This is a genomic window from Vibrio penaeicida (assembly GCF_002933855.1).
GTDB lineage: Bacteria > Pseudomonadota > Gammaproteobacteria > Enterobacterales > Vibrionaceae > Vibrio > Vibrio penaeicida_A.
The window spans coordinates 393,949-420,269 of the sequence record NZ_BFAQ01000011.1; the positions used below are offsets into that span (position 1 = coordinate 393,949).

The window sequence follows — 26,321 nt, forward strand, 5'->3', positions numbered from 1 at the left end:
TATTTTCACCTTTTGCGTAGCATCAGTTAGCCACAGCATTTCTTAAATTTCTTGCCACTACCACAAACACATGGGTCGTTTCGTCCAACTTTAAGGTTTTTAATGGGCTGAGTCAGTCTAGGATCTTCAGATTGCTGAGTTTCCTCTTCTGGAAAAGTCCCGTCGACGTAATACCACATGCCATTTTCACGCAGGAATCGAGAGCGTTCACCTAAACAGTATTGTTGGTTATCTTCATTGAAGTAAGCTTTAAATTCGACGTAACCCTCATCAGTATGGCTTCCGCTTTCGGTGTTAATCACTTCCAGCTTGCACCAGTCACTTTCTACTGAATTAGCAATCCCTTCTCTTTGTTCATCGGCATTTTGTGATGGATGATAAGTATCAACAACGAAATCCACTAACCCTTTAACGTGTGCAGTGTAGCGAGCACGCATTAACATTTCGGGCTGAGTTGCAGCGGCATGATTTAAGTGCACGATTTCACAGCAATCTTGATAAGATTGAGGGTTTCCACATGGGCAATTAGACATAGCATTTCTACCAGATAGAGCGTAGTAAGCCAAATCGAAGTGAATCTTCAATTTAGCCTGATATTTATTTTAGCTAGGAGGCTACCACGCTTTAAAAGTGAAAGGTAGAGAGTAATGAGAGGCAAAAAACCTTAATCCACATCCATTAATTCTTGCGACCAACTAATCGCCTCTCGGTAACAATCGGCAACACAGCCTTCACTCAAGTTAAGGGCGGCTCGTTTGTCTATTGCCATTTCCCAATCTGCGTGTTCAAACGCCTTAATTAGTGAGTAAATATCACCCAATACACCACTTTGGTTTAATAGGGCATCTTTAACTTTTTGATCAACTGGTATAGAGCGGAGTATTTCTTCCATAGATTGATCCAATAAAGAATCAAGCAAAGACAGCATACCGGTTAAAAATGCGAGGCTTTTATCCACGTCACCTTGATAGTGGGATGCCACCAATTCGCAGAATCTTGCTCTCGTTATCGATAAGGTATAGAGCGTGTTGGGCTTCCCTTCATTGGTATTTGAAACGGCAACCAAAGAGATGAATTTTCTCAGTTTGTCTTCACCTAAATAAACCAGTGCTTGTTTAAAAGATTTAATCTCATTCGAGACACTAGAAGAGGAGTTTACATACCGTAAAAGCTTGTACGAGAGAGAGACATCCGTTGCGACTAAGCGTTCAATTTCGTCGTAGTTGATTTGGTCGCTAGAGATTTCTTTACACAACTGAACAACAGTTAACAGTGAAGGTTCAATAGCGCGATGTTGTATCATTTCAGGCTTTGCAAAAAAGTAACCTTGGAATAACGTAAACCCTACGTCTTTAGCATGCAGGAATTCGTCATAAGTCTCTACTTTTTCTGCTAAAAATTGAATTTTTGAGTTCTTAAGTTTTGAAATGAAGTAGGCCGCTTTATTGATTGGAACAGTGCGAATATCAAATTTAATAATACAAATTAATGGTAGAAAGCGCTTCCATTCAGGGCTTGGAATAAAATCATCTAAAGCTATCTTATAGCCAAGTAAGTATAAGTCTTTTAGCGCTTTATAAAGCTCGTCCGTCGGTTCACAGTCTTCCAATACTTCAATAATGATAGAGCTACGTGGAAAGAGAGCCGGAATTTGGTTGATCAAGCTTTCATAAGGGAAATTAACAAACCCTTTTTTGGAGCCTAGGTTATTTTGATTTGGGCTCAAGAACTGATCGCTAAATAATCGCTTGGTTGCGAGTTCCGGTTCGATATCTGGAAACGTGTTTTTAGGACCATCACGAAATAATAACTCATAGCCCATAGTTTGGAGATCGAGGTCAAATATGGGTTGTCGTGCAACATAAGAGTACTTCAATGGTATTACTCACGTCTAATTATTGGAATGGCGCTGTATAATAATCAGACGGAAAAAATTATCTATATTTAGCTCAATAGCCTGTTACACAGTGTTACGTTAGACGGCTATTTTATCGGGTTAAGTGGGAAGGTAATTCGTTTCACTCCAGATTCATCGTAGGCTAACGCGTAGCCTTCCTTGTACCAGTCTCCTAATACAACCCTTTTCCCATGGGAACTTGTGAGCTTAACATTGTGCTCATTTGGTCTATGAGTGTGGCCATGAATCATCAACAGAACGTTATGCGAATTCATGACACGTTCTACTTCAGATTTAGTGACATCCATGATATCCAGAGCTTTTTCTTTCTTGTCGGTTCGGGTTTTATTTTGAACATTTTTGACAATTTTTTTTCGCAGAAAAAGGGGAACACACAAAAACAATTTTTGTAGCCATTGTTGGTGTACTTTTTTCCTAAATTCCTGATATTTAATATCATCAAGGCACAATGTATCACCATGAAGAAGGAGGGTGGGAGTGCCGTAAAGGTCTATTTTTGTTTCTTCCGGCAAAAGCTCAACACCGCTCTCTTTACTGAAACGGTCGCTGATCAGAAAGTCGCGATTTCCATGAATGAAATAACAGCGCACGCCAGAATCAGTGAGTGACTTGAAAGCATTTATAATTGAGCGACTAAACGGAGAATTATCATCATCACCTATCCAAAAATCGAACAGGTCACCTAATACATAAAGCTTTTCAGCTTTTGTTGCGTGATGTTCAAGGAAGTGAAAGAAACCTTCTGTGATTTCAGGATGGGCAGGAGATAAATGTAGATCAGAAATAAAAAGAGTGGTCATAAGCCTTAGAAAAGGGAGCGAAAAGCTCCCTTGATTGATTATTCTTCGATAGTTGTGCCAGTGATAAGCACTTCTTCAAGAGGAACATCTTGATGCATTCCCATTGAACCTGTAGCAACATCTTTAATTTTGTTTACTACGTCCATACCTTCGACAACTTCAGCAAATACACAGTAACCCCAACCATCTAGGCTTTCAGATTTAAAATCAAGGAATGTATTGTCGTTCACGTTGATGAAGAACTGAGAGCTTGCCGAATGCGGTTCCATAGTACGAGCCATAGCAAGTGTACCCACTTTGTTGCTCAAACCATTGTTCGCTTCGTTTTTGATTGGAGCACGAGAATCTTTCTCACGCAGACCAGAAGTCATGCCACCGCCTTGGACCATGAATCCATCAATTACACGGTGGAAAAGAGTGTTGTCATAAAAACCATCACGGCAGTACTGTAAAAAGTTAGCACTTGTTTCTGGTGCTTTTTCATCATTTAGTTGGATCTTGATGTCACCAAAGTTTGTGTGAAGGGTGATCATGATTACTTCCTTTAAAAATTAATGGGAATGGATACAGAATTCTAGCGTAACTTCAAATTTACACAAGCGATACCCTCAGGAGTGCACCATGAGTAAAAGTTGTTCGATTGGAACGAAATAACATTTTCAGAGACGATTTCTGAAACTGAGCTATTACTTAACTTCAGCTGTCTTGTTATACTCATGCGTCCTAAAACCCACCAATTGATAAATAGAGATCATGTTAAAGATATTCAACTCACTCACACGACAAAAAGAGGAATTCAAACCCATTCATGCTGGCAAAGTTGGCATGTACGTTTGTGGAGTAACTATCTATGATCTTTGTCATATCGGGCATGGTCGTACGTTCGTTTCTTTTGATGTTGTTTCACGTTACCTTCGCTATCTTGGCTATGATTTGACGTTTGTTCGAAACATCACCGACATTGATGACAAAATCATCAAGCGAGCAGCAGAGAATGGCGAGACATGTGATGCGTTAACTGAGCGCTTAATCGGTGATATGCACGCCGATTTCGATGCATTGAATATGAAACGCCCAGATGTAGAGCCAAGGGCGACACAGTTTATTCAAGAAATCATTGCTTTAGTTGAAACCTTAATTGAACGTGGTTTCGCTTACGTTGCCGACAACGGTGATGTGATGTTTGAAGTGAAGAAATACGATGAATACGGGAAGCTTTCTCGTCAGGATTTGGACCAACTTCAAGCAGGTGCTCGAGTTGACGTTGAGTTAGCAAAACGCAGCCCACTCGATTTCGTACTGTGGAAAATGTCCAAGCCGGGTGAACCAACTTGGGAATCACCTTGGGGGCCGGGTCGTCCGGGCTGGCACATCGAATGTTCTGCGATGAACTCTTCTATTCTAGGCGACCATTTTGATATTCATGGTGGTGGCTCAGATTTGCAATTCCCACACCATGAAAATGAAATTGCGCAGTCATGCTGTGCTCACGATACTCAGTACGTCAATACTTGGATGCACAGTGGTATGGTGATGGTAGACCGCGAGAAAATGTCTAAGTCACTAGGCAACTTCTTCACGATTCGCGATGTTTTGACGCATTACGATGCGGAAACGGTTCGCTACTTCTTGATGTCTGGTCATTATCGCAGCCAACTCAACTACAGCGAAGAAAACCTAAATCAAGCTCGTGCTTCGCTAGAGCGTTTATACACTTCTCTTCGTGGCTTGGATTTAACCGCGTCTCCAGCAGGTGGTGAAGAGTATGTGACTCGCTTTACAGAGTCTATGAACGACGATTTCAATACACCTGAAGCCTATTCAGTGCTGTTTGATATGGCACGTGAAGTCAACCGCCTTAAAGGTGAAGATCTAGAAAAAGCTTCAGCGCTAGGTGCATTGCTGCGCGAATTGGCAGATGTGATTGGTATTCTTCACCAAGAACCTGAAGCGTTCCTACAAGGTGGTGCAGCGGCGGGTAATGATGATGAAGTTGCTGAAATTGAAGCACTGATCAAATTGCGTAACGACTCTCGTGCTGCGAAAGATTGGGCGAACGCGGATATGGCGCGTGACAAGCTGACTGAAATGGGCATCGTACTTGAAGATGGCCCTGAAGGGACAATCTGGCGTCGTAAGTAATAACGATTTTATAAAGGGCTGAGATTTCAGCCCTTTTTCTGATTTAGATTCTTGGAAACATTCTGTGGCTCAAATGTATTTCTATTACTCGGCGATGAACGCGGGTAAATCGACAACTCTTCTTCAATCTTCATTTAACTATCAAGAGCGTGGTATGAATCCTTTGATTTACACTGCGGCACTCGATGATCGTTACGGTATGGGTAAGGTCAGTTCCAGAATTGGTCTGCAGTCGGAAGCTCAGTTGTTTAATGAGAAAACCGATCTCTACGCAGAAATCTCAAAACGCAATACAGAAGAAAAACGCCACTGTATTTTGATTGATGAGTGTCAGTTTCTTTCACGTGATCAGGTGTATCAGCTGACAGAAGTTGTCGATAAGTTAGGTATACCCGTTTTATGTTACGGTTTGCGAACAGACTTTCTTGGTGAGCTTTTCGAAGGAAGCCGCTATTTACTTTCATGGGCAGATAAACTGGTAGAGCTAAAAACTATTTGTCATTGTGGAAGAAAAGCCAACATGGTTATTCGAACGGACGAGCAAGGCAACGCCATCGCCGAAGGCGATCAAGTGGCTATTGGTGGAAACGATCGATATGTCTCGGTTTGCAGAAAGCACTATAAAGAAGCGTTAGGCAAATAAGAGCACAACAAACACAGACAAAAAGAGCACCAGGAAGGTGCTCTTTTACATTATGGGATAGCGCCAGTTAGTTGTTCCAATGCAGGTTAACCATTTACCAGGTTAACTATCTACAATGTTTACTATGTAAAAGGCTAACTTTTAGCTCTGCGAACCAAATGTCTTAGCGGCATAAGCGACCCTTTCAGCTGGCTTAGGGTATTCCGCTGGTTCACCAAGGCTTTCTATATGCCTAAGCCTTGGTAGCAAGCCACAGCCATTGGCAATCTGTATTGCCAAGCCCGGTCTTGCGTTCAGCTCTAAAACCATAGGGCCTTCTTCTCTGTCCAGCACCATATCGGTGCCCATGTAACCCAGCCCTGTCATTTCCCAAGCACTGGATGCCAACACCAGCAAGCGTTCCCAATGAGGGACTTGCAGCGTAGAGAGATCTTTTCCTGTATCTGGGTGAGCTTTAATAGGCTGATCAAACTGCACCGCTCGAATTGCTTTGCCTGTGGCAATATCGATGCCTACACCTACTGCACCTTGGTGCAAGTTGGCTTTTCCGTCTGAATCGGATGTCGATAATCGCATCATTGCCATCACAGGGTAGCCTTTGAACACAATAATACGAACATCGGGCACTCCTTCGTAACTGAAACCTTCAAAGCAATCGTCAAATTTAATTAGGTTTTCCACGACCGCGACATCATTCTTGCCGCCAAGAGAAAACAAACCCGCGAGTGCGTTACTTACGTGGCGTTCTACGTCTTCTTTATTGATGGTTGAACCCGATGGCTTAATGTACTCCCCATCTTTGTGGGAAGTGACAACCAATATGCCTTTGCCACCACTGCCTTGGGCTGGCTTAATCACAAACCCTGGCCAGTCTTTCACCATATTGTGAATCGTCTTTACTTCTGCTTGGTGGCTAATAACACCAATCAACTTGGGTACCGTTGCTCCAGCACGTTCAGCGATGATTTTCGTTTTCAGTTTATCATCAACTAATGGGTACTTTGAGCGATCGTTATATCGCCCAATGTAGCTATGATTTCGTTGATTCATGCCCATAATCCCTTTGCTTTTCAGCTTGAAGGGGGAGGTGAACTTACTCCACATGGCTTTAGTCCTCTGCTAGTGGCTTAAAGCGTCTAAGTTCGGTTAAGCGGTAACCTGTGTAGGTACCGAGTAACAAAATCAGAGCAAGAACAATGAGCTGAAGCCCAATAAAGTTGAACGTCAGGTGCTGAACAAATGGGTTGGTCATCGCTAGGTAAACCAATACTGCAGTGAGGAGAGAACCTCCACCTTGGATAAATACCTCTTTACCACCTTCTTCTTCCCAAAGAATCGACATTCTTTCGATCGTCCAAGAAAGAATAATCATCGGGAAGAAGGTAATGGTCAGCCCTTCATTCAAACCGATATTGAAAGAGACAATGGTAAAGATAGAAATGATTAAAATAACCGTGATAATGACAGCGGAGATTCGTGCGACCAACAGAAGGTTTAGTTTCGATAGATACCCACGTATTACCAAACCTGTACCAACAATCAACAAGAAACCGACGATACCCGTTAGGAGTTGAGTCTGTACAAATGCGACTGCGATGAGTACAGGCATAAATGTTCCAGACGTTTTCAAACCCACAATGACCCGCAGGAACACAACAATCAACGCCCCAATAGGAATGAGCATGATGGTTTTAAACATCGATTGCTCGGCAATAGGTAAACTGTGAATAGAGAAATTCAGCAAGCTGTCAGCTTCTACTTTTTTACTTGTTGCTTGCTGCGGTGTGACCTCTTGAGCAATCATCGAGAACAGTACTTGGCTGTTCTTACCGCCAATCAGGTCAAGGAGCGAGATATTGGAATCGTCCCACACAAGCCAGTGGCTTTGCTTTCCTTGAACACCGGTATTGATATCGAAAAGCTCCCAGCTTTCGCCATCCCAAACCTCAATCATCGGAATGATGTTTTGGCGGCGGCGTCCATCTTCAAGTTGGATGACACCGACAACTTTATTGGGAATATCAGCGTAGCTAAGTAATTTTGAAGTAGTGCTTACTGCGTCTTTTGCATTTAGCAACAAAGCTGCGTTTTGGTTATCACTGTCATTAAGCTGTTTGATCAACTCACGAGTTAATGTTGCGTTATCGGCGCTGCGATTTGTTGCTTGCTGAAGTAGAGACTGGGCGGCTGCATCTTGTGGACCATCAAAAATGGGTTTTTCAATGGCTTTATCTGCTGGAGGAACCACCGCTACTTTTGCTTGTTCATCAACCAGAAATTGCGCTTTGTAGTATATAACTTGCGGTCCTGTTGCGTTTCGAATGCTCCATTCCGCTCTACGACCCGTGTCAGTATTCACATAAGCAACACCATAGCCTGGAGACGACGTGCTTTCGTTGATCAAGGTAAAACCGCTTTGCGTTCCTGGTGCGGCAAGAGATGCTTTTACAGATTCACCGTTTGCAGTGAATTCGACACGGGCTTCTACATCCCATACTTGCCTTGTTTCGCCTGGCGTCCAAGGTACGCCATAATCAGTATGACGAAGAATACTGAGTGCAATCCCTGCAACTATAAGAAAGGCGACCGCAAGGTAAAAGGGCACTTTAGACGTCATGGTACTCGTTCCTTAACGATTATTTGGTTTCAGATTGCAGATAAGATTTGCTGACATCAACCAGCGCGATGTCTTGAATAAATTCACGACCTAACAGTATTGGATGGCTCATTTGAGAACGGTCAGCCAATGTGAATTGTGCTTTTTCATGTATTTTCCCAACTTGCACCCAAAGTTCTACCACGGGTCTACGTTCTGTTTCTTCGCTGGTGGATTGTCGAATTTTGGCATAGCGGATGACAGGGGATTCAATCCAAAGCTGATCTTCTTTTGCCGTTTTATCATCGCTGATATGGAACTTAATCCATGTTTTACCATTACGTTCGAACTCTTGAATGTCGACGGCATTGATGGAAGATGTAGCAGCTCCAGTATCAACACGCGCATCAAACTGCTGTTTAATCGTGTCGACTTTAACTTTCTCAATGCCACCGAGAACAATGGTTTGAGAAGGTTCGATAACAGGTTTCGCCTGCTTTGGCGGTTCGCTAGTCGTTTTTTTAGCTTTGAGCTTTTTGAACTGAGCAGCTTGATCTTGTCTTAGTTTAGCCACTTCGTTGTTTAAATTGGACAGCTCTATACTCAAGTAATTAATTTGATCATTTTGTTTGTCAATTTGAGCAGAATAAGAGTGAAGCTGATTGGTCAGGTTTGTTTCAGATTGTTGGATGGCAGCTTGTGTAGACTGACTGTATTTATCGCCATCGATCAGCGAACATCCGGAAAGCGCTGTAATAACAGCTAAGGCGGCAACCTTCTTAAGCATTATTGACCTATTTTTGCGGGTTAAAAGCGGGAAGTGAGACAAAGTGTATATTATAAAAAAGGATGCGTGAAGCATCCTAATGTTAATCTGTTGTCAGAGCTTACTGAGCTTTTTTGAGATCTTTACCCCAAACCACAAAATTTTGAAAGTTAAGGGTTCTTTGCAACCAGAACGGCGCGCCTTGGTGCAGGGTAGCCTTCTACGGTTTTGCTTGGATCGGCGGGGTCGAGATAATCAGGTAAGGAGTTGTGTGTCATCCAGCCTGTTGTGCGTTGTTCACCCGTTGATGTGACATTTTCATCAACGATATGAACATCTTCAAATCCACATTTTTCCAACCAAACTTTCAGTGCTTTAGCTGATGGGAAAAAGTACACATTACGCATTTGAGCATAGCGATCAACGGGTACCAATACCGCGTTTTCATCACCTTCAATAACCAAGGTTTCCAAAATGAGCTCGCCACCAGAGACCAATTGGTTTTTCAGTTGGATGATGTGATCTAGAGGAGAGCGACGGTGGTACAAAACTCCCATACTGAATACTGTGTCAAATGCTTGCAACTCAGGCAGTTGCTCAATACCAAGCGGTAACAAGTGGGCACGTTGGTCACCACCCATCAGTTTTCTGACGGCTTCAAACTGCACTAAAAATAGATGCGAGGGGTCAATGCCCACACACAGTCTTGCCCCTTCGCCCAACATACGCCACATGTGGTAGCCATTACCACAGCCCACATCTAAAACCGAGCGATCTTTTAAAAGGGAGATATGTGGAAGTACGCGATCCCATTTCCAATCACTTCGCCACTCTGTATCGATGTGAATGTCATGGAGGTTGTAAGGCCCTTTACGCCATGGGTGAAAAGTCTTTAGCAGATTTTCTAGTTTTTTTAACTCTCCGGAAGCTAAGGGAGCATTATTGGATAATGTTACCGAATCTTTTAAGTCGACATTGTCTGGTTTGCCTTCCTGAATCTTATTCAGCGCTTTAAGCCAGCGCTCGAAATCGCCGTGCTCTGCTTTTTGCCAGTCTGTAAGCTGCTGAGGCAGGATGTTCAACCAAGGTTGAAGGCGAGTGTCTTGAGCAATAAGTTGGTAAAAATTAGCAAAATTGAACATGGTATCGTCGTTAAAATTTTCAATATAAAAGGGTAAAGAGCGTTCGCTATTTAACTGCGAACATAGAGCCGAAGTTGAAGCATTGGAACCACACTTCATAACTTGAAAATCCAATTTTTTCGAATCGCTCTTTATGTGCTTGTATGGAATCTGGGCGCATGACATTTTCAATGGCACTGCGTTTTTGGCTTATTTCTAGTTCACTGTAGCCATTAGCGCGCTTAAAGTCGTGGTGCAAATCAATCAAGAGTTCATTCGCTGATTCGCTTTCAAATACATACTTCTCAGACAAAATTAGGATACCGCTAGGTCTTAACCCTGCGTGTATCTTTTCAAGTAAAATTAAGCGATCTTCTGGGGATAAAAACTGAAGTGTAAAATTCAATACGACAACAGAAGCGTTGTTGATTTCAATGTTACGTATGTCTGCTTCAATGACTTCAACCGGCGTTTCAGAGCGGTAGGCGTTAACATGTAATTTGCACCGCTCCACCATGGCTTGCGAGTTATCGACAGCGATAATTTTGCAACCGTCTTGTTTTATGTGGCGTCGCATAGAGAGCGTTGCAGCGCCTAAAGAGCAGCCTAAATCATAAATATTGGAATTAGGTGTGACAAAACGTTCAGCGAGCATGCCAATAGCAGAGATGATGTTGCTGTAACCAGGAACGGATCGTTGGATCATATCAGGGAAAACTTCAGCAACATTCGCATCGAAAGTAAAATCTCCAATCTTTTCAATAGGAGTAGAAAAGATGGTGTCTTTATGGCTCATAGCAAACTCGTAATCGTAGACTAAAACGTGACCTGAACTCAGATCTTAAAAAAGGGGCGTATTCTAAGAAATATTTGCCTTTCTGTCACCAAGGGTTTTCTCGCTTGATGGACGGACGTCAAAACATACTGATTTGTTTGTTATCAGCGAAAGCAGGGGAAGCCGCAAGTTCAGGTAAATCTGTTTGTTTTTGTAATATTCCGTATAGCGCGCGAGCAAATTCTGGTGCGTCAATATTGTCTGGCGTATGGATCATTAAATACGGCTGTTTCCCTTCAGCAATCCAACTTGGAATCTTAGCTAGCCAAGGATGAAAGAAAGGAAGGTTAGCGTCTAACTCTGGATGACCGATAAAGCGAATCATTGGATTTGAGGCAGTAGAGACCGCATGAGCCGGCACCTTGGGTTTCTTTTTGTGGGCGTCAATAACGGCATCAGAGACTGGTGCCGCGGAATGTACAGGTCGGCTATCCATAATGATACGGTCTATTCCTTCCTCATAAAGCCAGCGATTCAACGCCTGTTCTTCTTTCCCTTTATTGAAAAACTCTAAATGCCTGACTTCAACACCAAGAGGGAAGTCCTTAGGGAATAGGCGGCAAAAGGTTTTAAGAGCTGGTAAATCACGAGGGCTGAACTGCGCAGAAAGCTGAATCGTCCACATACCGACTCGGTGATGTATCGGTTCCATCACGCTCATGAATTCTTTTAGCAGCGCTTCACACCCGTGAAGCTTATGTTCATGAGTGATGCTTTTAGGGAGCTTAAAGGTAAATCGAAAGTCATCATGGGTAGCGGCTTTCCAATTTTGAACTGTAGAATCGGAAGGCGTAGCGTAAAAGGTTGTGTTGCCTTCTACTGTATGAAACACCCGAGCGTATTTCTCCAGCCTTTCCGAATTCTGAGTCCCGCTGCCATAAAACCCCGCCTGCCATGCATTGTGAGACCACATGGTCAGACCTAGCCGAAGAGGTAAGATCTGCATATTCCGTTATCTATATATTGGTGATAGCCATTACCTTACGAGATTTTTGAAGCGAAGGGCAAATTCAAGATATAATCCTGCTCCATATTCTTAGTTTTGGTGCTTATTTGGTCAATTGATTGGCAAAATGGCATCAAGACTCGATAAATCGCAACAAATTGTATTCGATGAGGTCGATTTTAGCCGACTTTCAGCGTATAAATGGCACTTTGCACTGTCGATAATATCAAGCATCGGCAGCTTAGAAATTGATAACTAATTAGAGATTGGGAAATTCATTATGCGTACCCATTATTGTGGTCACCTGAACAAGTCCCTTGCAGGACAAACTGTAGAACTGTGCGGCTGGGTAAACCGTCGCCGTGATTTAGGCGGTCTTATCTTCATTGATATGCGAGATCGTGAAGGTGTAGTTCAGGTAGTCGTAGACCCGGATATGGCAGATGCTTACGAAGTAGCTAACCAGTTGCGTAATGAATTTTGCATCAAATTGACGGGTGAAGTTCGCGCTCGTCCAGACAGCCAAATTAACAAAGACATGGCGACAGGCGAAGTTGAGATTCTGGCGAAAGGCCTGGAAATCATCAACCGCAGCGACGTGCTTCCATTGGACTTCAACCAGAATAACTCTGAAGAGCAGCGTTTGAAGTTCCGTTACTTGGATCTACGTCGTCCTGAAATGAGCGATCGCATCAAATTGCGTGCAAAAGCTTCTAGCTTTGTTCGTCGCTTCCTAGATGACAATGGTTTCCTAGACATTGAAACGCCAGTGCTGACAAAAGCAACACCTGAAGGCGCTCGTGACTACCTTGTTCCTAGCCGTGTACACAAAGGCAGCTTCTACGCTTTACCTCAGTCACCTCAGCTGTTTAAGCAGCTTCTGATGATGTCGGGTTTTGATCGCTACTACCAAATCGTTAAGTGCTTCCGTGATGAAGACTTGCGAGCGGATCGTCAGCCTGAATTTACCCAAATAGATATCGAAACATCGTTCATGAGTGCGGATGAAGTTCGTGCAACGACTGAAAAAATGGTTCGCGATATGTGGCAAGAGCTACTGAACGTAGATTTGGGTGAGTTCCCAATTATGCCGTTTAGTGAAGCGATTCGTCGTTTCGGTTCTGATAAGCCTGATTTACGTAACCCACTAGAATTGGTTGACGTGGCGGACTTAGTTAAAGATGTAGAATTCAAAGTATTCTCAGGCCCTGCGAACGATGAAAAAGGTCGTGTTGCCGTAATTCGTGTTCCTGGTGGTGCTAAGCTAACTCGTAAGCAAATCGACGGTTACGGTGAGTTCGTTGGTATCTACGGCGCGAAAGGTTTAGCGTGGATGAAAGTGAACGATCGCGCCGCTGGTATGGAAGGCATTCAGTCCCCAGTGGCTAAGTTCCTAAGTGAAGAAGTCATCAGTGGTATTCTAGAGCGTACTGGCGCAGAAACGGGCGACATCATCCTATTTGGCGCAGACAAAGCGAACACGGTTGCGGAAGCGATGGGCGCACTTCGTTTGAAGTTGGGTAAAGACTTAGAATTAACCAATGAATCTGCTTGGGCACCACTGTGGGTTGTCGACTTCCCAATGTTTGAAGAAGATGACGAAGGTAACCTGCATGCCATGCACCACCCGTTCACTTCTCCACTGGGTGTGACAGCACAAGAATTGAAAGCAAACCCTGCTGCGGCAAACTCAAATGCATACGATATGGTTATTAATGGCTACGAAGTGGGCGGTGGCTCTGTTCGTATTCATAATGCAGAAATGCAATCGACCGTATTTGATATTTTGGGTATCGATGCAGACGAGCAACGCTTGAAGTTTGGTTTCTTGCTGGATGCACTCAAATTCGGTACACCTCCACATGCAGGCTTGGCATTTGGTTTGGACCGCTTGGTTATGTTGTTATGTGGAACGGAAAATATCCGTGACGTGATTGCATTCCCTAAAACGACGGCAGCAGCGTGTCTCCTAACGGATGCACCGAGTTTAGCGAACCCTGCTTCGTTGGATGAGCTGGCGATTGCGGTAACGGTAGCGAAAGAAAAAGACGCCGAGTAAGCGCAAATAAATGAATGAAAACTCCCGCACTTGCGGGAGTTTTTGTTTTAATGAAGATATATCCAGAACACTTAGATGAATCTTATGTGGCACATAAATGCAGCGTCTGAGTATTCCACTAACATAAAAGGTGAATTATGGCTGGTCACAGTAAATGGGCGAACATTCGTCACCGTAAAGCGGCGCAAGATGCCAAACGAGGAAAAATCTTTACTAAGTTGATCCGAGAAATCGTAGTATCAGCAAAAGAAGGCGGTGGTGAGCCTGAAAACAATCCAAGGCTTCGTGCGGCTATTGATAAAGCTCTATCGAACAACATGACGCGAGACACAGTTAACCGTGCTGTTAGCCGAGGTGCTGGTGGTGAAGGTGACGATAATATGGAGACCGTCATCTACGAAGGTTATGGCCCTGGTGGAACGGCCGTTATGGTCGAATGCATGACAGATAACCGAAATCGAACTGTTTCGGGCGTACGACATGCTTTTTCTAAAGCGGGTGGTAACTTAGGCACCGACGGAAGCGTGAACTATCTTTTTGATAAGAAGGGCGTTATCTCGTACGCGCCAGGTCTGGATGAAGACGAAGTGATGGAAGCCGCGTTAGAAGGTGGTGCCGACGACATTGAAACGGGGGCTGATGGCGCAATCGACGTGTATACAGACCCAGCGGATTTTGGTGATGTAAAAGACACCTTGGATGCGGCAGGATTCGAGGCTGCAAACGCCGAAGTGTCGCTAATTCCATCAACCAAAGCTGATCTCGATGCCGATACCGCACCGAAACTTCTACGCTTGATTGATGCGCTTGAAGATTTAGATGATGTCCAAGAGGTCTATCATAACGGTGATATTTCGGATGAGGTTGCAGCCTCGCTCTAATCTTCGCAAAGGCGCGATTTACGTAAAGGAAAGGTATGCAGGCGTTCATAATGCGGATTTAAACGTATTAGCAAAAGAGAAGACGTTTGTATTTGAAAACGTACATCGTGGCAGTCCTTTTTATATGGGAAACTTTTATGTCGATAATTCTTGGTATTGATCCAGGATCTCGCATTACTGGCTACGGAGTGATCCGTCAGCAGGGTAGGCACCTTCACTATTTGGGGAGCGGCTGTATTCGCACCTCGCATGACGATTTGCCGAGTCGATTGAAACAGATCTACGCAGGCGTAACCGAAATTATTACTCAATTTCAACCTGACGTATTTGCTATTGAACAAGTATTTATGGCGAAAAACGCCGATTCAGCGCTGAAGCTTGGGCAAGCACGTGGAAGTGCAATTGTGGCAGCAGTGAATGCCGATTTACCCGTTTATGAATATGCGGCACGTCTTATTAAGCAGGCGGTTGTGGGAACAGGTGGTGCGGACAAATCTCAAGTTCAGCACATGGTCACGAGTATGCTTAAACTACCCGCAAAACCTCAAGCGGACGCTGCTGATGCGTTAGGTGTGGCGATATGCCATGCCAATACGAATAAAACGCTTGTAGCGCTTGCGGGTAAAGCCACAAGTGCCAAAAAAGGGCGATATCGGTAACCCTCCCAAAATTGATTGAACTGGCTATCCATCCAGTAATCCATTATTATCATTTTCACTGAATTTTATTCCATAGGACAAGATTGTGATCGGACGCCTTCGCGGTATTTTGATAGAGAAGCAGCCACCAGAACTATTGATTGAAGTTTCTGGTGTAGGGTATGAAATACAAATGCCAATGAGCTGTTTTTATGAGCTTCCTAATGTGGGTGAAGAAGCCATCATCTACACTCATTTTGTGGTGCGAGAAGACGCTCAACTGCTTTACGGGTTTAATACAGTGAAAGAGCGTGCTTTATTCCGTGAAGTAATCAAAGCCAACGGTGTTGGACCTAAACTTGGTTTAGGGATCTTGTCAGGCATGACAGCAAGCCAATTTGTTTCATGTGTGGAGCGTGAAGATATTTCCACTTTGGTTAAGTTACCAGGAGTCGGTAAAAAAACCGCAGAGCGCCTTGTTGTTGAAATGAAGGATAGGCTCAAAGGGTGGGGAGCCGGTGACCTGTTTACACCTGCTACCGATGCCGCACCTATAGATTCTGCGCCACAAAATAGTGAACAAAATGCAGAAGAAGAAGCGATCAGTGCGTTGCTTGCCTTAGGATATAAACCACAAATGGCTTCTAAAGTCGTTTCGCAGATTGCCAAGTCAGGAATGAGCAGTGAAGAGCTTATCCGTGAAGCTTTAAAATCGATGGTATAACTTTCAAAATAGTAGATATTTATGATCGAAGCAGACCGCCTAATTGCGCCGGAAAACCCTACCTTCAAAGAAGAAGATGTGATTGATAGGGCGATACGCCCTAAAAAACTTGAAGATTACCAAGGTCAGGACCATGTTCGTAACCAAATGGAAATCTTTATTAAAGCTGCGCAACTGAGAAACGAAGCCCTTGATCATCTATTGATATTTGGTCCTCCAGGGTTAGGTAAAACCACACTTGCGAATATTGTCGCCAACGAAATGGAGGTGAATATTCGCACCACATCTGGTCCAGTATTAGAAAAGGCGGGCGATCTCGCTGCACTTCTGACAAATCTCGAAGAAAATGACGTGCTCTTTATCGATGAAATTCATCGGTTGAGCCCAGTCGTTGAAGAGGTACTGTACCCAGCCATGGAAGACTACCAGCTCGATATCATGATTGGAGAGGGACCGGCGGCTCGCTCCATAAAAATTGATTTACCCCCTTTCACCTTGATAGGTGCAACTACGCGAGCGGGCTCACTCACTTCGCCTCTACGTGATCGCTTTGGTATTGTTCAAAGGCTGGAGTACTACAACGTAAAAGATTTGAAAAACATTGTGCAGCGCAGTGCAAATTGCTTAAACCTTTCTATGGAGCCAGAAGGGGCTTTGGAAGTGGCTAGACGCGCTCGTGGTACGCCGCGTATTGCAAACCGCCTACTAAGGCGTGTGCGCGATTATGCTGAAGTAAAAGGCGATGGACACATATGCAGTGACATTGCTGATAAAGCATTGAACATGCTCGATGTGGACAGCCAAGGCTTTGATTACATGGACCGTAAGTTACTGCTTGCTATCATGGAAAAATTCACGGGTGGACCTGTAGGTTTAGATAACTTAGCAGCGGCAATTGGTGAAGAAAAAGACACGATAGAAGACGTAATCGAGCCGTATTTAATACAACAAGGTTATTTGCAAAGAACCCCCAGAGGCAGAATCGCAACAAGTCGAGCATATTTACACTTTGGGCTCGATAATCCAACAAAATGACAACATTAAATTACGCACAGTGCCACTTTTAAAAGTTGGCACTTGCGTCAACTCCTTCCTCTAAAAAACTAACTTTTCCGACGTGCCACAAATTTTTTGCAGTTTCTTTCAGAACATTTTGGAATAAGAATCTAGCACGTAATTTCCCTCCAAATATTGTTAATGTGATCTATATCAACATAACTTACTGAAGAAATCCTACCTTGATTGATATAGATCAATTTGGTTGTTTTTTAATCGCTATTAGCCTTTGATTTTTGACCTAAATCAAAGCAGATCTATGCCATAAATCTTTTGAAATATACTGATTTTATCGTTAATATTAGCCCAAGCTATATTAGCTGATACTTAACATTAAACTAACCATTTGGGTACAGGATTGCAACAATAAGCAGCTATTTCGCAACATTTTACGTTGCTTGTTATTTATTGTTTCAACCGAGTAACCCAATATACGCTGCAATGTGTATCGGTGTCTCCCAGCCGACACGAAAGGAGTTTCCATGATTGACGTAGTTGATCTGTCGCGGTTGCAATTTGCACTCACTGCGATGTATCACTTCCTATTCGTTCCACTGACTTTAGGCATGGCTTTCTTGCTTGCCATTATGGAGTCCCTCTATGTAATGACCGACAAGCAAATCTACAAGGACATGACTAAGTTCTGGGGTAAGCTTTTTGGTATTAACTTTGCTCTCGGTGTCGCAACCGGCCTAACAATGGAATTCCAGTTTGGTACTAACTGGTCCTATTACTCCCACTACGTTGGTGACATATTTGGTGCGCCACTTGCCATTGAAGCTCTCGTCGCTTTCTTTTTAGAGTCCACTTTTGTCGGTCTTTTCTTCTTTGGTTGGGACAGGCTATCTAAGCGACAACACTTGGTGGTGACTTGGCTAGTCGCATTAGGTTCAAATTTCTCCGCTCTTTGGATTCTTGTCGCCAATGGCTGGATGCAAAACCCAGTTGGTGCTGAGTTCAATTTTGAAACCATGCGTATGGAAATGGTGAGCTTTTCTGAGGTTGTTTTAAATCCAGTTGCTCAAGTTAAGTTCGTGCATACAGTGGCTTCAGGCTATACCTGTGGCGCGATGTTTGTACTTGGTATCAGTGCTTACTATCTATTGAAAGGGCGCGATGTCGCCTTTGCTCGCCGCTCGTTTGCCATTTCGGCTTCATTCGGTATGGCTGCAATCTTATCTACGATTGTTCTTGGAGATGAGTCTGGCTACGAGTTGGGCGAAGTTCAGAAAGTAAAGCTGGCTGCCGTTGAAGCCGAGTGGCACACAGAGCCTGCGCCTGCGGCCTTTACTGTGTTTGGTTTGCCAAATCAGGAAACCATGGAAACAGACTATGCCATTAAGATTCCTTACGTAATGGGTATTATCGCCACTCGCTCTTTTGACGAGCAAGTGACAGGTTTACGCGAATTGCGTGATGATCACGTTGATCGTATCCGCAGCGGTATGTATGCGTATGAGCTTCTTGAAAAGCTTCGTGCAGGCGAGCGGTCAGAATCTAATTTGGCGGCGTTCGATGAAGTGAAGGGCGATTTGGGTTATGGCTTACTTCTGAAGCGATACACCGAAAACGTGACTGATGCGACTGAAAGCCAAATTCAAGCAGCAGCCGATGATTCTATTCCTACTGTGTGGCCATTGTTCTGGTCGTTCCGAATCATGGTCGCGTGTGGCTTTATCATGCTATTCGTATTTGGTGCAGCGTTTGTTCAAACTTGTCGCCAAAGAATTGAACAGAAACCTTGGATTCTTAAAGCTGCGTTGTTCAGTATTCCACTCCCGTGGATTGCGATTGAAGCAGGGTGGTTTGTTGCTGAGTATGGTCGTCAGCCATGGGCGGTAGGTGAGATATTACCTGTACATGTCGCTGCATCGGCCCTGACGGCAGCAGAAATCTGGACATCATTGTTTGTGATTCTTGCTCTGTACACGGTTTTCTTGATTGCTGAAGTTTACTTGATGGTGAAGTTTGCTCGTAAAGGCCCTAGTAGCCTGAAGACAGGTCGTTACCACTTTGAACAGAATGCAGACTCGATCGAAGACAAAGTCGGTCGCCAAGTAGAAGCTTAAGCAAGGAGATTAAAGATGTTTGATTACGAAATCTTGCGATTCATTTGGTGGGTGCTGATTGGTGTCCTCTTTATTGGCTTCGCAATTACCGATGGATTCGATATGGGCGTGGGTGCGCTGGTTCCTGTCATCGGCAAAAACGACACAGAACGTCGTGTCATGATTAACTCAATTGCACCACATTGGGATGGCAACCAAGTTTGGTTGATCACCGCTGGCGGTGCCTTGTTTGCCGCTTGGCCCTTGGTATACGCCACCTCATTCTCTGGGTTCTACCTAGCGATGGTTGTGACGTTGGCCGCCCTATGGTTGCGCCCAGTTGGCTTGGATTACCGATCAAAAATTGAAGATCCAAAATGGCGAAAGTCTTGGGATATTGCCATTTCAATCAGTGGCTTCGTGCCTCCTCTAATCTTTGGTGTCGCATTTGGTAACTTGCTTCAGGGCGTACCATTCAAGCTGAGTGAATTCTTGATGCCAACGTATCACGGTTCGTTCTTCGGTCTATTGAACCCATTTGCTTTGCTTTGCGGTGTGGTTAGCTTATCGATGATTGTGATGCAGGGTGCAACATGGCTTCAGATGAAAACCACTGACGCAGTGCATGGCAGAGCTCGCTTTGTTGCTCAAATTTCTGGTGCGTTAGTCATTGTTACATTTGTTGGTGCTGGTTTCTGGGTACAAAACATGGATGGCTACGTTGTTGTTAGTGGGCTGGATATTGCGGCTCAATCTAATCCATTGAACAAAGTGGTGGAAGTTAAAGAAGGGGCATGGATGCTTAACTTTGAGAAGTACCCATTGATGTGGGCAGCACCTGTTATTGGTGTGGTCATGCCATTGCTAGCGATCATTGCATCTCGCTTTGAAAAAGGTGGTCTTGCATTCTTAACATCAAGCCTAACCAATGCGGGCGTCATTCTTACCGCAGGTTTTGCTATGTTCCCATTTGTTATGCCTTCTAATGAAGTACCAAACCACAGTCTGACGATGTGGGATTCCACTTCAAGTGAGCTGACACTGAATCTGATGACTGGCGTCGCTTTTGTTATGGTGCCGATTATTCTGGGCTACACATCATGGACGTACTACAAAATGTTTGGTCGTCTTGATTCGAAGTTCATTGAAGAAAACAAAAACTCACTTTACTAAGGGGCATTACTATGTGGTATTTTGCATGGATCTTGGGTGTATTGCTGGCGTGCGCGTTTGGTATCATCAATGCTCTTTGGCTAGAGCACACAGAAATGATGGATAAGGACAGTGAAGAATAACTTAGCAGGCAAAGTCGCTGAGCTCCACAAACCTATGGACAGAGCCCTTTTACGGGCTCTTTCCTTATTGTTGGCGTTTGGCAATGTGGGGCTCTTTATGTGGGAGCCGAACCAATATGCAGAAGCGATTGGTGGCTTTAGTGCGTTTTTAGGACCACTGTTTATCTACAGTGTATGCTCTAGTATGGTCTACGGAATAGGGTTTAAACCAAGGCATTGGGTTTGGCAGATTTACTTTAGCCCCTATTTATCAATCGCAGCCCTCACTTACTTCACTCTAGTGCGCTTTGTTGTATAGCTCGTGCTTAAACATTCGCCTCTCAGAGCAGTTATCAGACAACTGCTCTCGTTTTTTTGGTGTTAACCACAAAAAATTCCTTTATTTTTCCTGACGAAGTCACAACATGAGGTATAGTTACGTTTTATATATTTTGTGATTGGTGTCTTGGTGAAAGGGGAATTTACGCGCATCTTTGAGTGGTCTATTCGGGTTTACTACGAAGACACTGATGCGGGTGGTTTGGTATATCATTCCAATTATCTTAACTACTTTGAAAGAGCTAGAACGGAACTTCTGAGATCGCTCGGAGTCTGTCAACAAAGACTTCTTACTGAAAACTTCGGCTTTGTTATTCGTCATGTTGAAATGGATTTTCTGCAAGGCGCAAGATTGGACGACCAATTGACAGTAAGAACATCAATTTCTGAATTAAGGCGTGCTTCCTTGGTATTTTGTCAGGAGTTAGTTAATCCTGACGGCAAGACATTGTGTCGAGCAAAAGTTAAGGTAGCATTCGTTAACACAAAAACAATGAAGCCTCAGGCAATCCCAAGCTCAATGACTGCGGAGTTAATAGACAGTGACAGCTGATATTTCAATTTTAGACCTTTTCTTACAAGCAAGTTTACTCGTAAAGCTCGTTATGCTGACTTTACTCGGTATGTCAGTGATTTCTTGGGCGATGATTATTAAGCGCAGCAAGATCCTAAAAGAAGCATTAAAAGAGGCAGATCGCTTTGAAGATAAATTTTGGTCTGGCATCGATCTTTCTCAACTCTACCAAGAAGTGAAAGCGCGAAAAGATAACATTGGTGGAACCCAACAAATTTTCTATTTGGGCTTTACCGAGTTCGCGAAGTTACGCCGCTCCCCAGGCACCTCTCCTGAATTCGTGATGGAAGGAACAGGTAGAACGATGCGAGTTGCTGTTGCTCGTGAAGTGGACGAGCTAGAACACAGCTTGCCATTTTTAGCAACCGTAGGCTCAATTACTCCTTACATTGGGTTATTTGGTACGGTTTGGGGCATCATGCATGCCTTTATAGCGCTTGGCGAAGTCAAACAAGCGACACTTGCTATGGTGGCCCCTGGTATTGCAGAGGCATTGATCGCAACAGCAATGGGTCTATTTGCGGCTATCCCAGCTGTTATGGCGTATAACCGTTTTAGCAATCAGGTGTCTAAACTAGAGCACACCTACGCAACATTCTCGGAAGAATTCCACAGTATTTTGCACCGTCAGGCTATCGCTGGTAAGGAACAGTAATGGCAGGTTACCAGCGTAAGAAAAGAAAGCTGACGGCAGAGATTAACGTCGTACCTTATATCGACGTTATGCTGGTACTTTTAATTATCTTTATGGTGACGTCGCCATTTGTTACGCAAGGCGTAGAGGTGGAGTTGCCAAAAACATCAACAGCACAACCAGCTTCTGACTTAGCAGGCGATAGCGAAGCAAGTTTTATCATCGTAGAAATAGACAAAGATGGGCAATTAGGGCTCAGCGTGAACGATGAAGACGTAATTCGCGGTCTTAGTTTGGAAGACATAATTGTTCGAGTGAAAGCTGAAATATCTCTTGCGCCAGATTCTCCAGTTGCAGTGGGAGGCGACGCCGCCACCCCATATGCTGAAGTCGTATTGGTATTGGACGAGTTAAGCCGGGCAGGCATCCCTAAAGTGGGTTTGCTGACGGATTTAAAATAGGGACGCATCGGTTCATCGATGAAAAATAAGAACAACTATACCTCAGCAATCATTGTATCCGCCGTTTTGCACGTAGTGCTTATTGGGGGACTTCTATGGGGCGCGGGCTTTTCCGAGCCAAAGAAGGACACAACAGGCAATATGGTTCAGGCGGTTGTGATTGATCCAAAAATGGTTCAACAGCAAGCTCGAGAAATTAGACAGCAACGAGAAGCTGCCCAACGCGCTGAAGAAGATCGCTTAGATAAACTAAGAAAGCAAAGCGAGCAGCTAGAGAAAAATCGCAAAGCTGAAGAAGAGCGAATTCGAAAGCTCAAGCAAGAAAAAGCCAAGGCGGAAAAAGCAGCGAGAGAAGCAGAAAAAGCACGTCAGAAGAAAGAACAAGAGCGTAAGGCTGCAGAACAAAGAGCAAACAAAGAACGTGAACGAGTAGCTAAAGCCGAGGCAGAACGTAAAGCCAAAGAAGAAGCCGTGAAAAAAGCTGAAGCGGAGCGAGTTAAAAAAGAAGCCGCGATAGCCAAAGCTGAACAAGAAAGGGTCGCGAGAGAAAAAGCGGCCAAAGAAGCGGAAGAAAAAGCCAAACGAGAGCGTGAAGCAGCTGAGAAGGCAGAGGCAGAACGCATAGCGAAAGAAAAAGCAGCGAAAGAAGCCGCTGAGAAAGCTAAAAAAGAAAAAGAACGTTTAGAGCGCCTTGAAAGGGAACGAAAAGAGCAAGAAGCAGCTCTAAACGACATCTTTGCTGGTCTTGAAAGTGAAGTTTCTCAAAATTCTGCTGCAAAACAGCAGCATGTTGTCAGCGAAGTACAGCGATATGGCGCAATTTATAAGCAACTTATTCAGAGTCGGCTATTAAGGGATGACTCATTTGTGGGAAAGTCGTGTAAAGTCAATATGCGCCTAATACATACTGGTAACAATGCCATTGTGAATGGCGTTAAAGTATTAGGCGGTGACTCTCGCGTGTGTACTGCTACCAAAAGTGCGATTGCGCAAGTTGGCTCTTTCCCTGTCCCAAGTGACAAAGATGTGGCAGAAGAGCTAAAAAATATCAATCTAACTGTTGAATTGGATTAAAAGGACTAAGAAGTGACTAAACGCCTTTTACTAGGACTGCTGGTGCTGTTAACCAGCATGGCGAACGTAGCCAACGCCGCTTTAGAGTTGGTGATCACAGATGGCATTGATTCGGCCCGACCGATTGCCATTATTCCATTCAAATGGGAAGGTGAGGGTAAGTTACCTCACGATATCAGCGCGGTTATATCCTCTGATCTTCAGCGCAGTGGCAAATTTAGCCCAGTTGCTCCTAACAAAATGCCTCAAACGCCTTATTCCGATGTTGATGTCGATTTCTCGTCTTGGACAGCTCTTGGCGTTGATGCCTTGCTGACCGGTTCAGTGACCAAAAAAGCCGACGGTAACTATCTCATTGAATACCAGCTTGTTGATGTTGTACGTGGTCAATTGACTAGCGGGCAAAGCAAAGCCCTAAGCGATACAGGCGAGCTTGTACTTTCAAAGGACCATGTTTTATTTAATAAGCGCGCTACAGTTCCTGGTCCAAGGTTGCGTGAATATGCACATCGGATCTCTGATCTTGTATACGAGCAGCTAACTGGTGAAAAAGGTGCATTCTTAACGCGCATTGCGTATGTTGTTATTAATGATAAAGAGAAATTTCCTTACCAGCTCAGAATCGCAGACTATGATGGTTATAATGAACGCTTGGTGTTGCGATCAAAACAGCCATTGATGTCTCCAGCTTGGTCTCCAGATGCACGTCAGCTTGCGTATGTTAGCTTTCAAAATGGACGTGCTGAAATTTTCTTAATGGATATCTATTCCGGTAAACGTGAGAAGCTCACGTCATTCCCTCGTCATAATGGTGCGCCAAGATTCTCACCAGACGGTAAAAAACTGGCAATCGTATTGTCAAAAACCGGAAGCCTTCAGGTCTACGTTCTCGATTTGCAAACTAGAAAGTTGAAGCAAATAACGAGAGGTAGAGCAAATAATACAGAACCATTTTGGCATCCTGATGGGCAATCACTAATATTTACCTCGGATCGGGGTGGTAAACCTCAGATATATCGAGTAAATTTGTTAGACGGTGCGACCAACCGTCTAACTTGGCAAGGCAGCCAGAACTTGGGTGGGCAAATCACACCTGATGGAAAGTTCATGATTATGGTTAATCGGAACGACTCCGGGTTTAATTTGGCCAAGCAAGATTTGGAAACAGGAGCCGTACAAGTGTTAACAAAAACACAATTGGACGAGTCTCCAAGTATTGCGCCAAACGGTGGTATGGTCATTTACAGCTCCATGTATAGGAAGAAGAATGTACTTTCTATGGTCTCTATAGATGGTCGCTTTAAAGCTAGATTACCGGCAACGAATGGGCGCGTAAGAGCTCCCGCCTGGTCACCATTTTTGTAGAAATACCCATTTGTATGTAGTTCGGCAAATCGGTTAAAACAAAGTTTCGGACAAATAAGGAAGAAAAAGATGCAACTTAATAAAGTTCTTAAAGGGCTTCTGATTGCGCTACCAGTACTAGCTGTTACGGCATGTAGCTCAAGCGACAAAGCGGCAGAGGCTTCTACTACTTCTCAAACAAACAATACTGAGCAAGTGGTAAAAGAAGCAACTACTGAAGTAACGCCACTAGAGACAGGATCTCAGCTAACAGAACAAGAGATCAAAGAAGCGCAACTTCGTGAAACTCAGACTGTTTACTTTGCGTTTGATAACTCAACAATCTCGTCTGATTACGAAGATATGCTAGCGGCACACGCGGCATTCATCAGTAAAGACCCTGCACTTAAAGTACGCATCGAAGGTCACGCCGATGAGCGTGGTACTCCAGAGTACAACATTGCACTAGGTGAGCGTCGTGCTGAAGCTGTCGCTAAATACCTTCAAGCTCTAGGTGTTCAGGCAGACCAAATCGAAGTAATTAGCTTCGGTGAAGAACGCCCTCTACTTCTAGGTCAAAGCGAAGACGTTTACGCTAAAAACCGTCGCGCTGTACTAGTATACTAATAGGAATTTTCCTATGTTCAGTAACTCTAAGCGACTCGTATCGCTTATGTTACTGGCAAGTGCGGCGAATGGAACGTTCGCCGCACCAGCTCCAGTAACTGATCTCAATAGCACCACTACCGCCACTTCCAACCCGTCCTCTACGAGGGTATCGTCTGTTAACGAGACGGATGTGCAGCGTCTTGAGCGCCTATTACAAAATCGCGCTAAAATCCAAATTCAAATGCAGCAGCAAATTGATGACTTAAGCTCAGAAGTAGGCGAGTTGCGTGGAATTGTTGAACGTAATTCTTACGAAATGAAGCAAATGTTAGAAAGGCAGCGAGAGTTATTCGTTGAACTGGACAACATGAGGCAGCAATTACAACAGGCGCCAGTTGTTGCGGCTGAGACTGGCTCTGAAACTTCTGGAACGTTCAGCACAAACAAAGACGAGCAAACCGCCTATCAGGATGCCGTTGATTTGATTTTGAAACAGCGTGATTACGCCGGTGCAATCACCGCTTTTAAACAGTTTCAAAAAGATTTCCCAGATTCTAAATTTGCCTCAAATACTCATTACTGGTTAGGTCAGCTTTACTTTGCGAAAAAGCAAGATGTTGACGCAGCAAAAAGTTTTGCTTCAGTTGTGGCGTATAAAGAGTCGAATAAGCGTGCCGATGCTTTACTCAAACTTGGAGATATTGCCAAGCGAAATAAAAAATCGGATGCCGCAATAAAATACTACCAGCAAGTTATCAGCGAATACCCTCAAAGTGCGTCAGCTGATATGGCAAAAAAACAGATGCAATAAACAGATATCAGGGTCACTTAGTGGCCCT

At 44.1% G+C, this 26,321-nt stretch carries 29 protein-coding genes; 19 read left to right on the forward strand and 10 right to left on the reverse strand.

The genetic code is table 11. From position 1 onward, the window contains the following. Positions 1-26 precede the first annotated feature (26 nt). The 4 genes from VPNCDNU1_RS05280 to VPNCDNU1_RS05295 form a co-directional block, all read right to left on the reverse strand. A complete protein-coding gene (locus tag VPNCDNU1_RS05280) occupies positions 27-533 on the reverse strand; it encodes a YchJ family protein (RefSeq protein WP_104399382.1) in 507 nt (168 codons plus the stop codon). 131 nt (positions 534-664) lie between these two features. Next, positions 665-1,876: an EAL and HDOD domain-containing protein gene (locus VPNCDNU1_RS05285; RefSeq protein ID WP_104399383.1), complete on the reverse strand. Its 1,212-nt coding sequence runs from the start codon at positions 1,874-1,876 to the stop codon at positions 665-667. Positions 1,877-1,983: 107 nt separating this feature from the next. After that, positions 1,984-2,718 (reverse strand): UDP-2,3-diacylglucosamine diphosphatase, encoded by a 735-nt coding sequence (gene lpxH / locus VPNCDNU1_RS05290; protein WP_104399384.1) that lies wholly within the window; start codon positions 2,716-2,718, stop codon positions 1,984-1,986. Between the two features lie 38 nt (positions 2,719-2,756). Further along, a complete protein-coding gene (locus VPNCDNU1_RS05295; RefSeq protein ID WP_104399385.1) occupies positions 2,757-3,251 on the reverse strand; it encodes a peptidylprolyl isomerase in 495 nt (164 codons plus the stop codon). Between the two features lie 220 nt (positions 3,252-3,471). Between VPNCDNU1_RS05295 and cysS the strand changes: the two genes are divergently transcribed. Together cysS and VPNCDNU1_RS05305 are read left to right on the forward strand one after the other, a co-directional pair. Next, positions 3,472-4,860, forward strand: a complete 1,389-nt coding sequence (gene cysS / locus VPNCDNU1_RS05300; protein ID WP_104399386.1) for a cysteine--tRNA ligase — start codon at positions 3,472-3,474, stop codon at positions 4,858-4,860. Positions 4,861-4,924: 64 nt separating this feature from the next. After that, a complete protein-coding gene (locus tag VPNCDNU1_RS05305) occupies positions 4,925-5,503 on the forward strand; it encodes a thymidine kinase (protein WP_104399387.1) in 579 nt (192 codons plus the stop codon). A 141-nt stretch (positions 5,504-5,644) separates the two neighbouring features. Here VPNCDNU1_RS05305 and VPNCDNU1_RS05310 read toward each other — a convergent pair whose 3' ends face one another. The 6 genes from VPNCDNU1_RS05310 to VPNCDNU1_RS05335 all read right to left on the reverse strand — a co-directional run bounded on the left by VPNCDNU1_RS05310 (position 5,645) and on the right by VPNCDNU1_RS05335 (position 11,767). Continuing rightward, a complete protein-coding gene (locus VPNCDNU1_RS05310) occupies positions 5,645-6,607 on the reverse strand; it encodes an alpha-L-glutamate ligase-like protein (protein ID WP_104399388.1) in 963 nt (320 codons plus the stop codon). A gap of 4 nt (positions 6,608-6,611) precedes the next feature. Continuing rightward, the gene (locus VPNCDNU1_RS05315) at positions 6,612-8,120 is read right to left on the reverse strand and encodes an inactive transglutaminase family protein (RefSeq protein WP_104399389.1); all 1,509 of its coding nucleotides are present in this window, start codon (positions 8,118-8,120) and stop codon (positions 6,612-6,614) included. Between the two features lie 19 nt (positions 8,121-8,139). Next, entirely contained in the window at positions 8,140-8,886 is a 747-nt protein-coding gene (locus tag VPNCDNU1_RS05320) for an ATP-dependent zinc protease family protein (RefSeq protein ID WP_101112100.1), read from the reverse strand. A 149-nt stretch (positions 8,887-9,035) separates the two neighbouring features. Continuing rightward, positions 9,036-10,007 (reverse strand): tRNA 5-methoxyuridine(34)/uridine 5-oxyacetic acid(34) synthase CmoB, encoded by a 972-nt coding sequence (gene cmoB, locus VPNCDNU1_RS05325; protein WP_104399390.1) that lies wholly within the window; start codon positions 10,005-10,007, stop codon positions 9,036-9,038. A gap of 46 nt (positions 10,008-10,053) precedes the next feature. Further along, the gene (gene cmoA, locus VPNCDNU1_RS05330) at positions 10,054-10,782 is read right to left on the reverse strand and encodes a carboxy-S-adenosyl-L-methionine synthase CmoA (protein ID WP_104399391.1); all 729 of its coding nucleotides are present in this window, start codon (positions 10,780-10,782) and stop codon (positions 10,054-10,056) included. Between the two features lie 118 nt (positions 10,783-10,900). Further along, complete coding sequence (locus tag VPNCDNU1_RS05335; protein WP_104399392.1) at positions 10,901-11,767, reverse strand: DUF72 domain-containing protein; 867 nt, start codon at positions 11,765-11,767, stop codon at positions 10,901-10,903. Positions 11,768-11,894: 127 nt separating this feature from the next. Between VPNCDNU1_RS05335 and VPNCDNU1_RS29250 the strand changes: the two genes are divergently transcribed. From VPNCDNU1_RS29250 to ybgF, 17 genes are all read left to right on the forward strand, one after another. Continuing rightward, positions 11,895-12,026: a hypothetical protein gene (locus tag VPNCDNU1_RS29250; protein WP_263422447.1), complete on the forward strand. Its 132-nt coding sequence runs from the start codon at positions 11,895-11,897 to the stop codon at positions 12,024-12,026. A 21-nt stretch (positions 12,027-12,047) separates the two neighbouring features. Next, entirely contained in the window at positions 12,048-13,826 is a 1,779-nt protein-coding gene (gene aspS, locus VPNCDNU1_RS05340) for an aspartate--tRNA ligase (RefSeq protein ID WP_104399393.1), read from the forward strand. 137 nt (positions 13,827-13,963) lie between these two features. After that, entirely contained in the window at positions 13,964-14,707 is a 744-nt protein-coding gene (locus tag VPNCDNU1_RS05345; protein WP_104399394.1) for a YebC/PmpR family DNA-binding transcriptional regulator, read from the forward strand. A gap of 137 nt (positions 14,708-14,844) precedes the next feature. Next, the gene (ruvC, locus tag VPNCDNU1_RS05350) at positions 14,845-15,366 is read left to right on the forward strand and encodes a crossover junction endodeoxyribonuclease RuvC (protein WP_101112112.1); all 522 of its coding nucleotides are present in this window, start codon (positions 14,845-14,847) and stop codon (positions 15,364-15,366) included. Positions 15,367-15,451: 85 nt separating this feature from the next. After that, positions 15,452-16,069, forward strand: a complete 618-nt coding sequence (ruvA, locus tag VPNCDNU1_RS05355) for a Holliday junction branch migration protein RuvA (protein ID WP_104399395.1) — start codon at positions 15,452-15,454, stop codon at positions 16,067-16,069. 21 nt (positions 16,070-16,090) lie between these two features. Then, positions 16,091-17,104, forward strand: coding sequence for a Holliday junction branch migration DNA helicase RuvB (gene ruvB / locus VPNCDNU1_RS05360; RefSeq protein ID WP_104399396.1), 1,014 nt, complete (start codon positions 16,091-16,093; stop codon positions 17,102-17,104). Between the two features lie 503 nt (positions 17,105-17,607). Continuing rightward, positions 17,608-19,194, forward strand: coding sequence for a cytochrome ubiquinol oxidase subunit I (gene cydA, locus VPNCDNU1_RS05365; protein WP_104399397.1), 1,587 nt, complete (start codon positions 17,608-17,610; stop codon positions 19,192-19,194). Between the two features lie 15 nt (positions 19,195-19,209). Then, positions 19,210-20,346, forward strand: a complete 1,137-nt coding sequence (gene cydB, locus VPNCDNU1_RS05370; RefSeq protein WP_104399398.1) for a cytochrome d ubiquinol oxidase subunit II — start codon at positions 19,210-19,212, stop codon at positions 20,344-20,346. Between the two features lie 11 nt (positions 20,347-20,357). After that, positions 20,358-20,468, forward strand: coding sequence for a cytochrome bd-I oxidase subunit CydX (cydX, locus tag VPNCDNU1_RS05375; protein WP_004398540.1), 111 nt, complete (start codon positions 20,358-20,360; stop codon positions 20,466-20,468). Next, the gene (gene ybgE / locus VPNCDNU1_RS05380; RefSeq protein ID WP_104399399.1) at positions 20,458-20,766 is read left to right on the forward strand and encodes a cyd operon protein YbgE; all 309 of its coding nucleotides are present in this window, start codon (positions 20,458-20,460) and stop codon (positions 20,764-20,766) included. The genes cydX and ybgE overlap by 11 nt, the downstream gene beginning before the upstream one ends. 135 nt (positions 20,767-20,901) lie before the next feature. Next, positions 20,902-21,339 carry a tol-pal system-associated acyl-CoA thioesterase gene (ybgC, locus tag VPNCDNU1_RS05385; protein WP_104399400.1) on the forward strand — a complete coding sequence of 146 codons (438 nt, stop codon included), beginning with the start codon at positions 20,902-20,904 and terminating at the stop codon, positions 21,337-21,339. Beyond that, complete coding sequence (gene tolQ, locus VPNCDNU1_RS05390) at positions 21,329-22,015, forward strand: protein TolQ (protein WP_104399401.1); 687 nt, start codon at positions 21,329-21,331, stop codon at positions 22,013-22,015. Before ybgC ends, tolQ begins: the two co-directional genes overlap by 11 nt. Continuing rightward, the gene (gene tolR / locus VPNCDNU1_RS05395) at positions 22,015-22,455 is read left to right on the forward strand and encodes a protein TolR (protein WP_104399402.1); all 441 of its coding nucleotides are present in this window, start codon (positions 22,015-22,017) and stop codon (positions 22,453-22,455) included. The genes tolQ and tolR overlap by 1 nt, the downstream gene beginning before the upstream one ends. Positions 22,456-22,473: 18 nt before the next feature. After that, positions 22,474-23,529, forward strand: coding sequence for a cell envelope integrity protein TolA (gene tolA / locus VPNCDNU1_RS05400; RefSeq protein WP_104399403.1), 1,056 nt, complete (start codon positions 22,474-22,476; stop codon positions 23,527-23,529). Between the two features lie 12 nt (positions 23,530-23,541). After that, positions 23,542-24,894 (forward strand): Tol-Pal system beta propeller repeat protein TolB, encoded by a 1,353-nt coding sequence (gene tolB / locus VPNCDNU1_RS05405; RefSeq protein ID WP_101112132.1) that lies wholly within the window; start codon positions 23,542-23,544, stop codon positions 24,892-24,894. A 69-nt stretch (positions 24,895-24,963) separates the two neighbouring features. Continuing rightward, on the forward strand, positions 24,964-25,500 hold the full coding sequence (gene pal / locus VPNCDNU1_RS05410) for a peptidoglycan-associated lipoprotein Pal (protein WP_101112134.1): 537 nt from the start codon (positions 24,964-24,966) through the stop codon (positions 25,498-25,500). A 13-nt stretch (positions 25,501-25,513) separates the two neighbouring features. Continuing rightward, the gene (gene ybgF, locus VPNCDNU1_RS05415; RefSeq protein ID WP_104399404.1) at positions 25,514-26,293 is read left to right on the forward strand and encodes a tol-pal system protein YbgF; all 780 of its coding nucleotides are present in this window, start codon (positions 25,514-25,516) and stop codon (positions 26,291-26,293) included. Positions 26,294-26,321 lie beyond the last annotated feature (28 nt).

Coding starts and splice junctions, on each gene's coding strand:
- VPNCDNU1_RS05280 (WP_104399382.1), bottom strand. CDS start 533: ATGTCTAATTGCCCATGTGGAAACCCTCAATCTTATCAAGATTGCTGT.
- lpxH (WP_104399384.1), bottom strand. CDS start 2,718: ATGACCACTCTTTTTATTTCTGATCTACATTTATCTCCTGCCCATCCT.
- VPNCDNU1_RS05295 (WP_104399385.1), bottom strand. CDS start 3,251: ATGATCACCCTTCACACAAACTTTGGTGACATCAAGATCCAACTAAAT.
- cysS (WP_104399386.1), top strand. CDS start 3,472: ATGTTAAAGATATTCAACTCACTCACACGACAAAAAGAGGAATTCAAA.
- VPNCDNU1_RS05310 (WP_104399388.1), bottom strand. CDS start 6,607: ATGTGGAGTAAGTTCACCTCCCCCTTCAAGCTGAAAAGCAAAGGGATT.
- VPNCDNU1_RS05315 (WP_104399389.1), bottom strand. CDS start 8,120: ATGACGTCTAAAGTGCCCTTTTACCTTGCGGTCGCCTTTCTTATAGTT.
- VPNCDNU1_RS05320 (WP_101112100.1), bottom strand. CDS start 8,886: ATGCTTAAGAAGGTTGCCGCCTTAGCTGTTATTACAGCGCTTTCCGGA.
- cmoB (WP_104399390.1), bottom strand. CDS start 10,007: ATGTTCAATTTTGCTAATTTTTACCAACTTATTGCTCAAGACACTCGC.
- cmoA (WP_104399391.1), bottom strand. CDS start 10,782: ATGAGCCATAAAGACACCATCTTTTCTACTCCTATTGAAAAGATTGGA.
- VPNCDNU1_RS05335 (WP_104399392.1), bottom strand. CDS start 11,767: ATGCAGATCTTACCTCTTCGGCTAGGTCTGACCATGTGGTCTCACAAT.
- VPNCDNU1_RS29250 (WP_263422447.1), top strand. CDS start 11,895: ATGGCATCAAGACTCGATAAATCGCAACAAATTGTATTCGATGAGGTC.
- aspS (WP_104399393.1), top strand. CDS start 12,048: ATGCGTACCCATTATTGTGGTCACCTGAACAAGTCCCTTGCAGGACAA.
- VPNCDNU1_RS05345 (WP_104399394.1), top strand. CDS start 13,964: ATGGCTGGTCACAGTAAATGGGCGAACATTCGTCACCGTAAAGCGGCG.
- ruvC (WP_101112112.1), top strand. CDS start 14,845: ATGTCGATAATTCTTGGTATTGATCCAGGATCTCGCATTACTGGCTAC.
- ruvB (WP_104399396.1), top strand. CDS start 16,091: ATGATCGAAGCAGACCGCCTAATTGCGCCGGAAAACCCTACCTTCAAA.
- cydA (WP_104399397.1), top strand. CDS start 17,608: ATGATTGACGTAGTTGATCTGTCGCGGTTGCAATTTGCACTCACTGCG.
- cydB (WP_104399398.1), top strand. CDS start 19,210: ATGTTTGATTACGAAATCTTGCGATTCATTTGGTGGGTGCTGATTGGT.
- cydX (WP_004398540.1), top strand. CDS start 20,358: ATGTGGTATTTTGCATGGATCTTGGGTGTATTGCTGGCGTGCGCGTTT.
- tolR (WP_104399402.1), top strand. CDS start 22,015: ATGGCAGGTTACCAGCGTAAGAAAAGAAAGCTGACGGCAGAGATTAAC.
- tolA (WP_104399403.1), top strand. CDS start 22,474: ATGAAAAATAAGAACAACTATACCTCAGCAATCATTGTATCCGCCGTT.
- pal (WP_101112134.1), top strand. CDS start 24,964: ATGCAACTTAATAAAGTTCTTAAAGGGCTTCTGATTGCGCTACCAGTA.
- ybgF (WP_104399404.1), top strand. CDS start 25,514: ATGTTCAGTAACTCTAAGCGACTCGTATCGCTTATGTTACTGGCAAGT.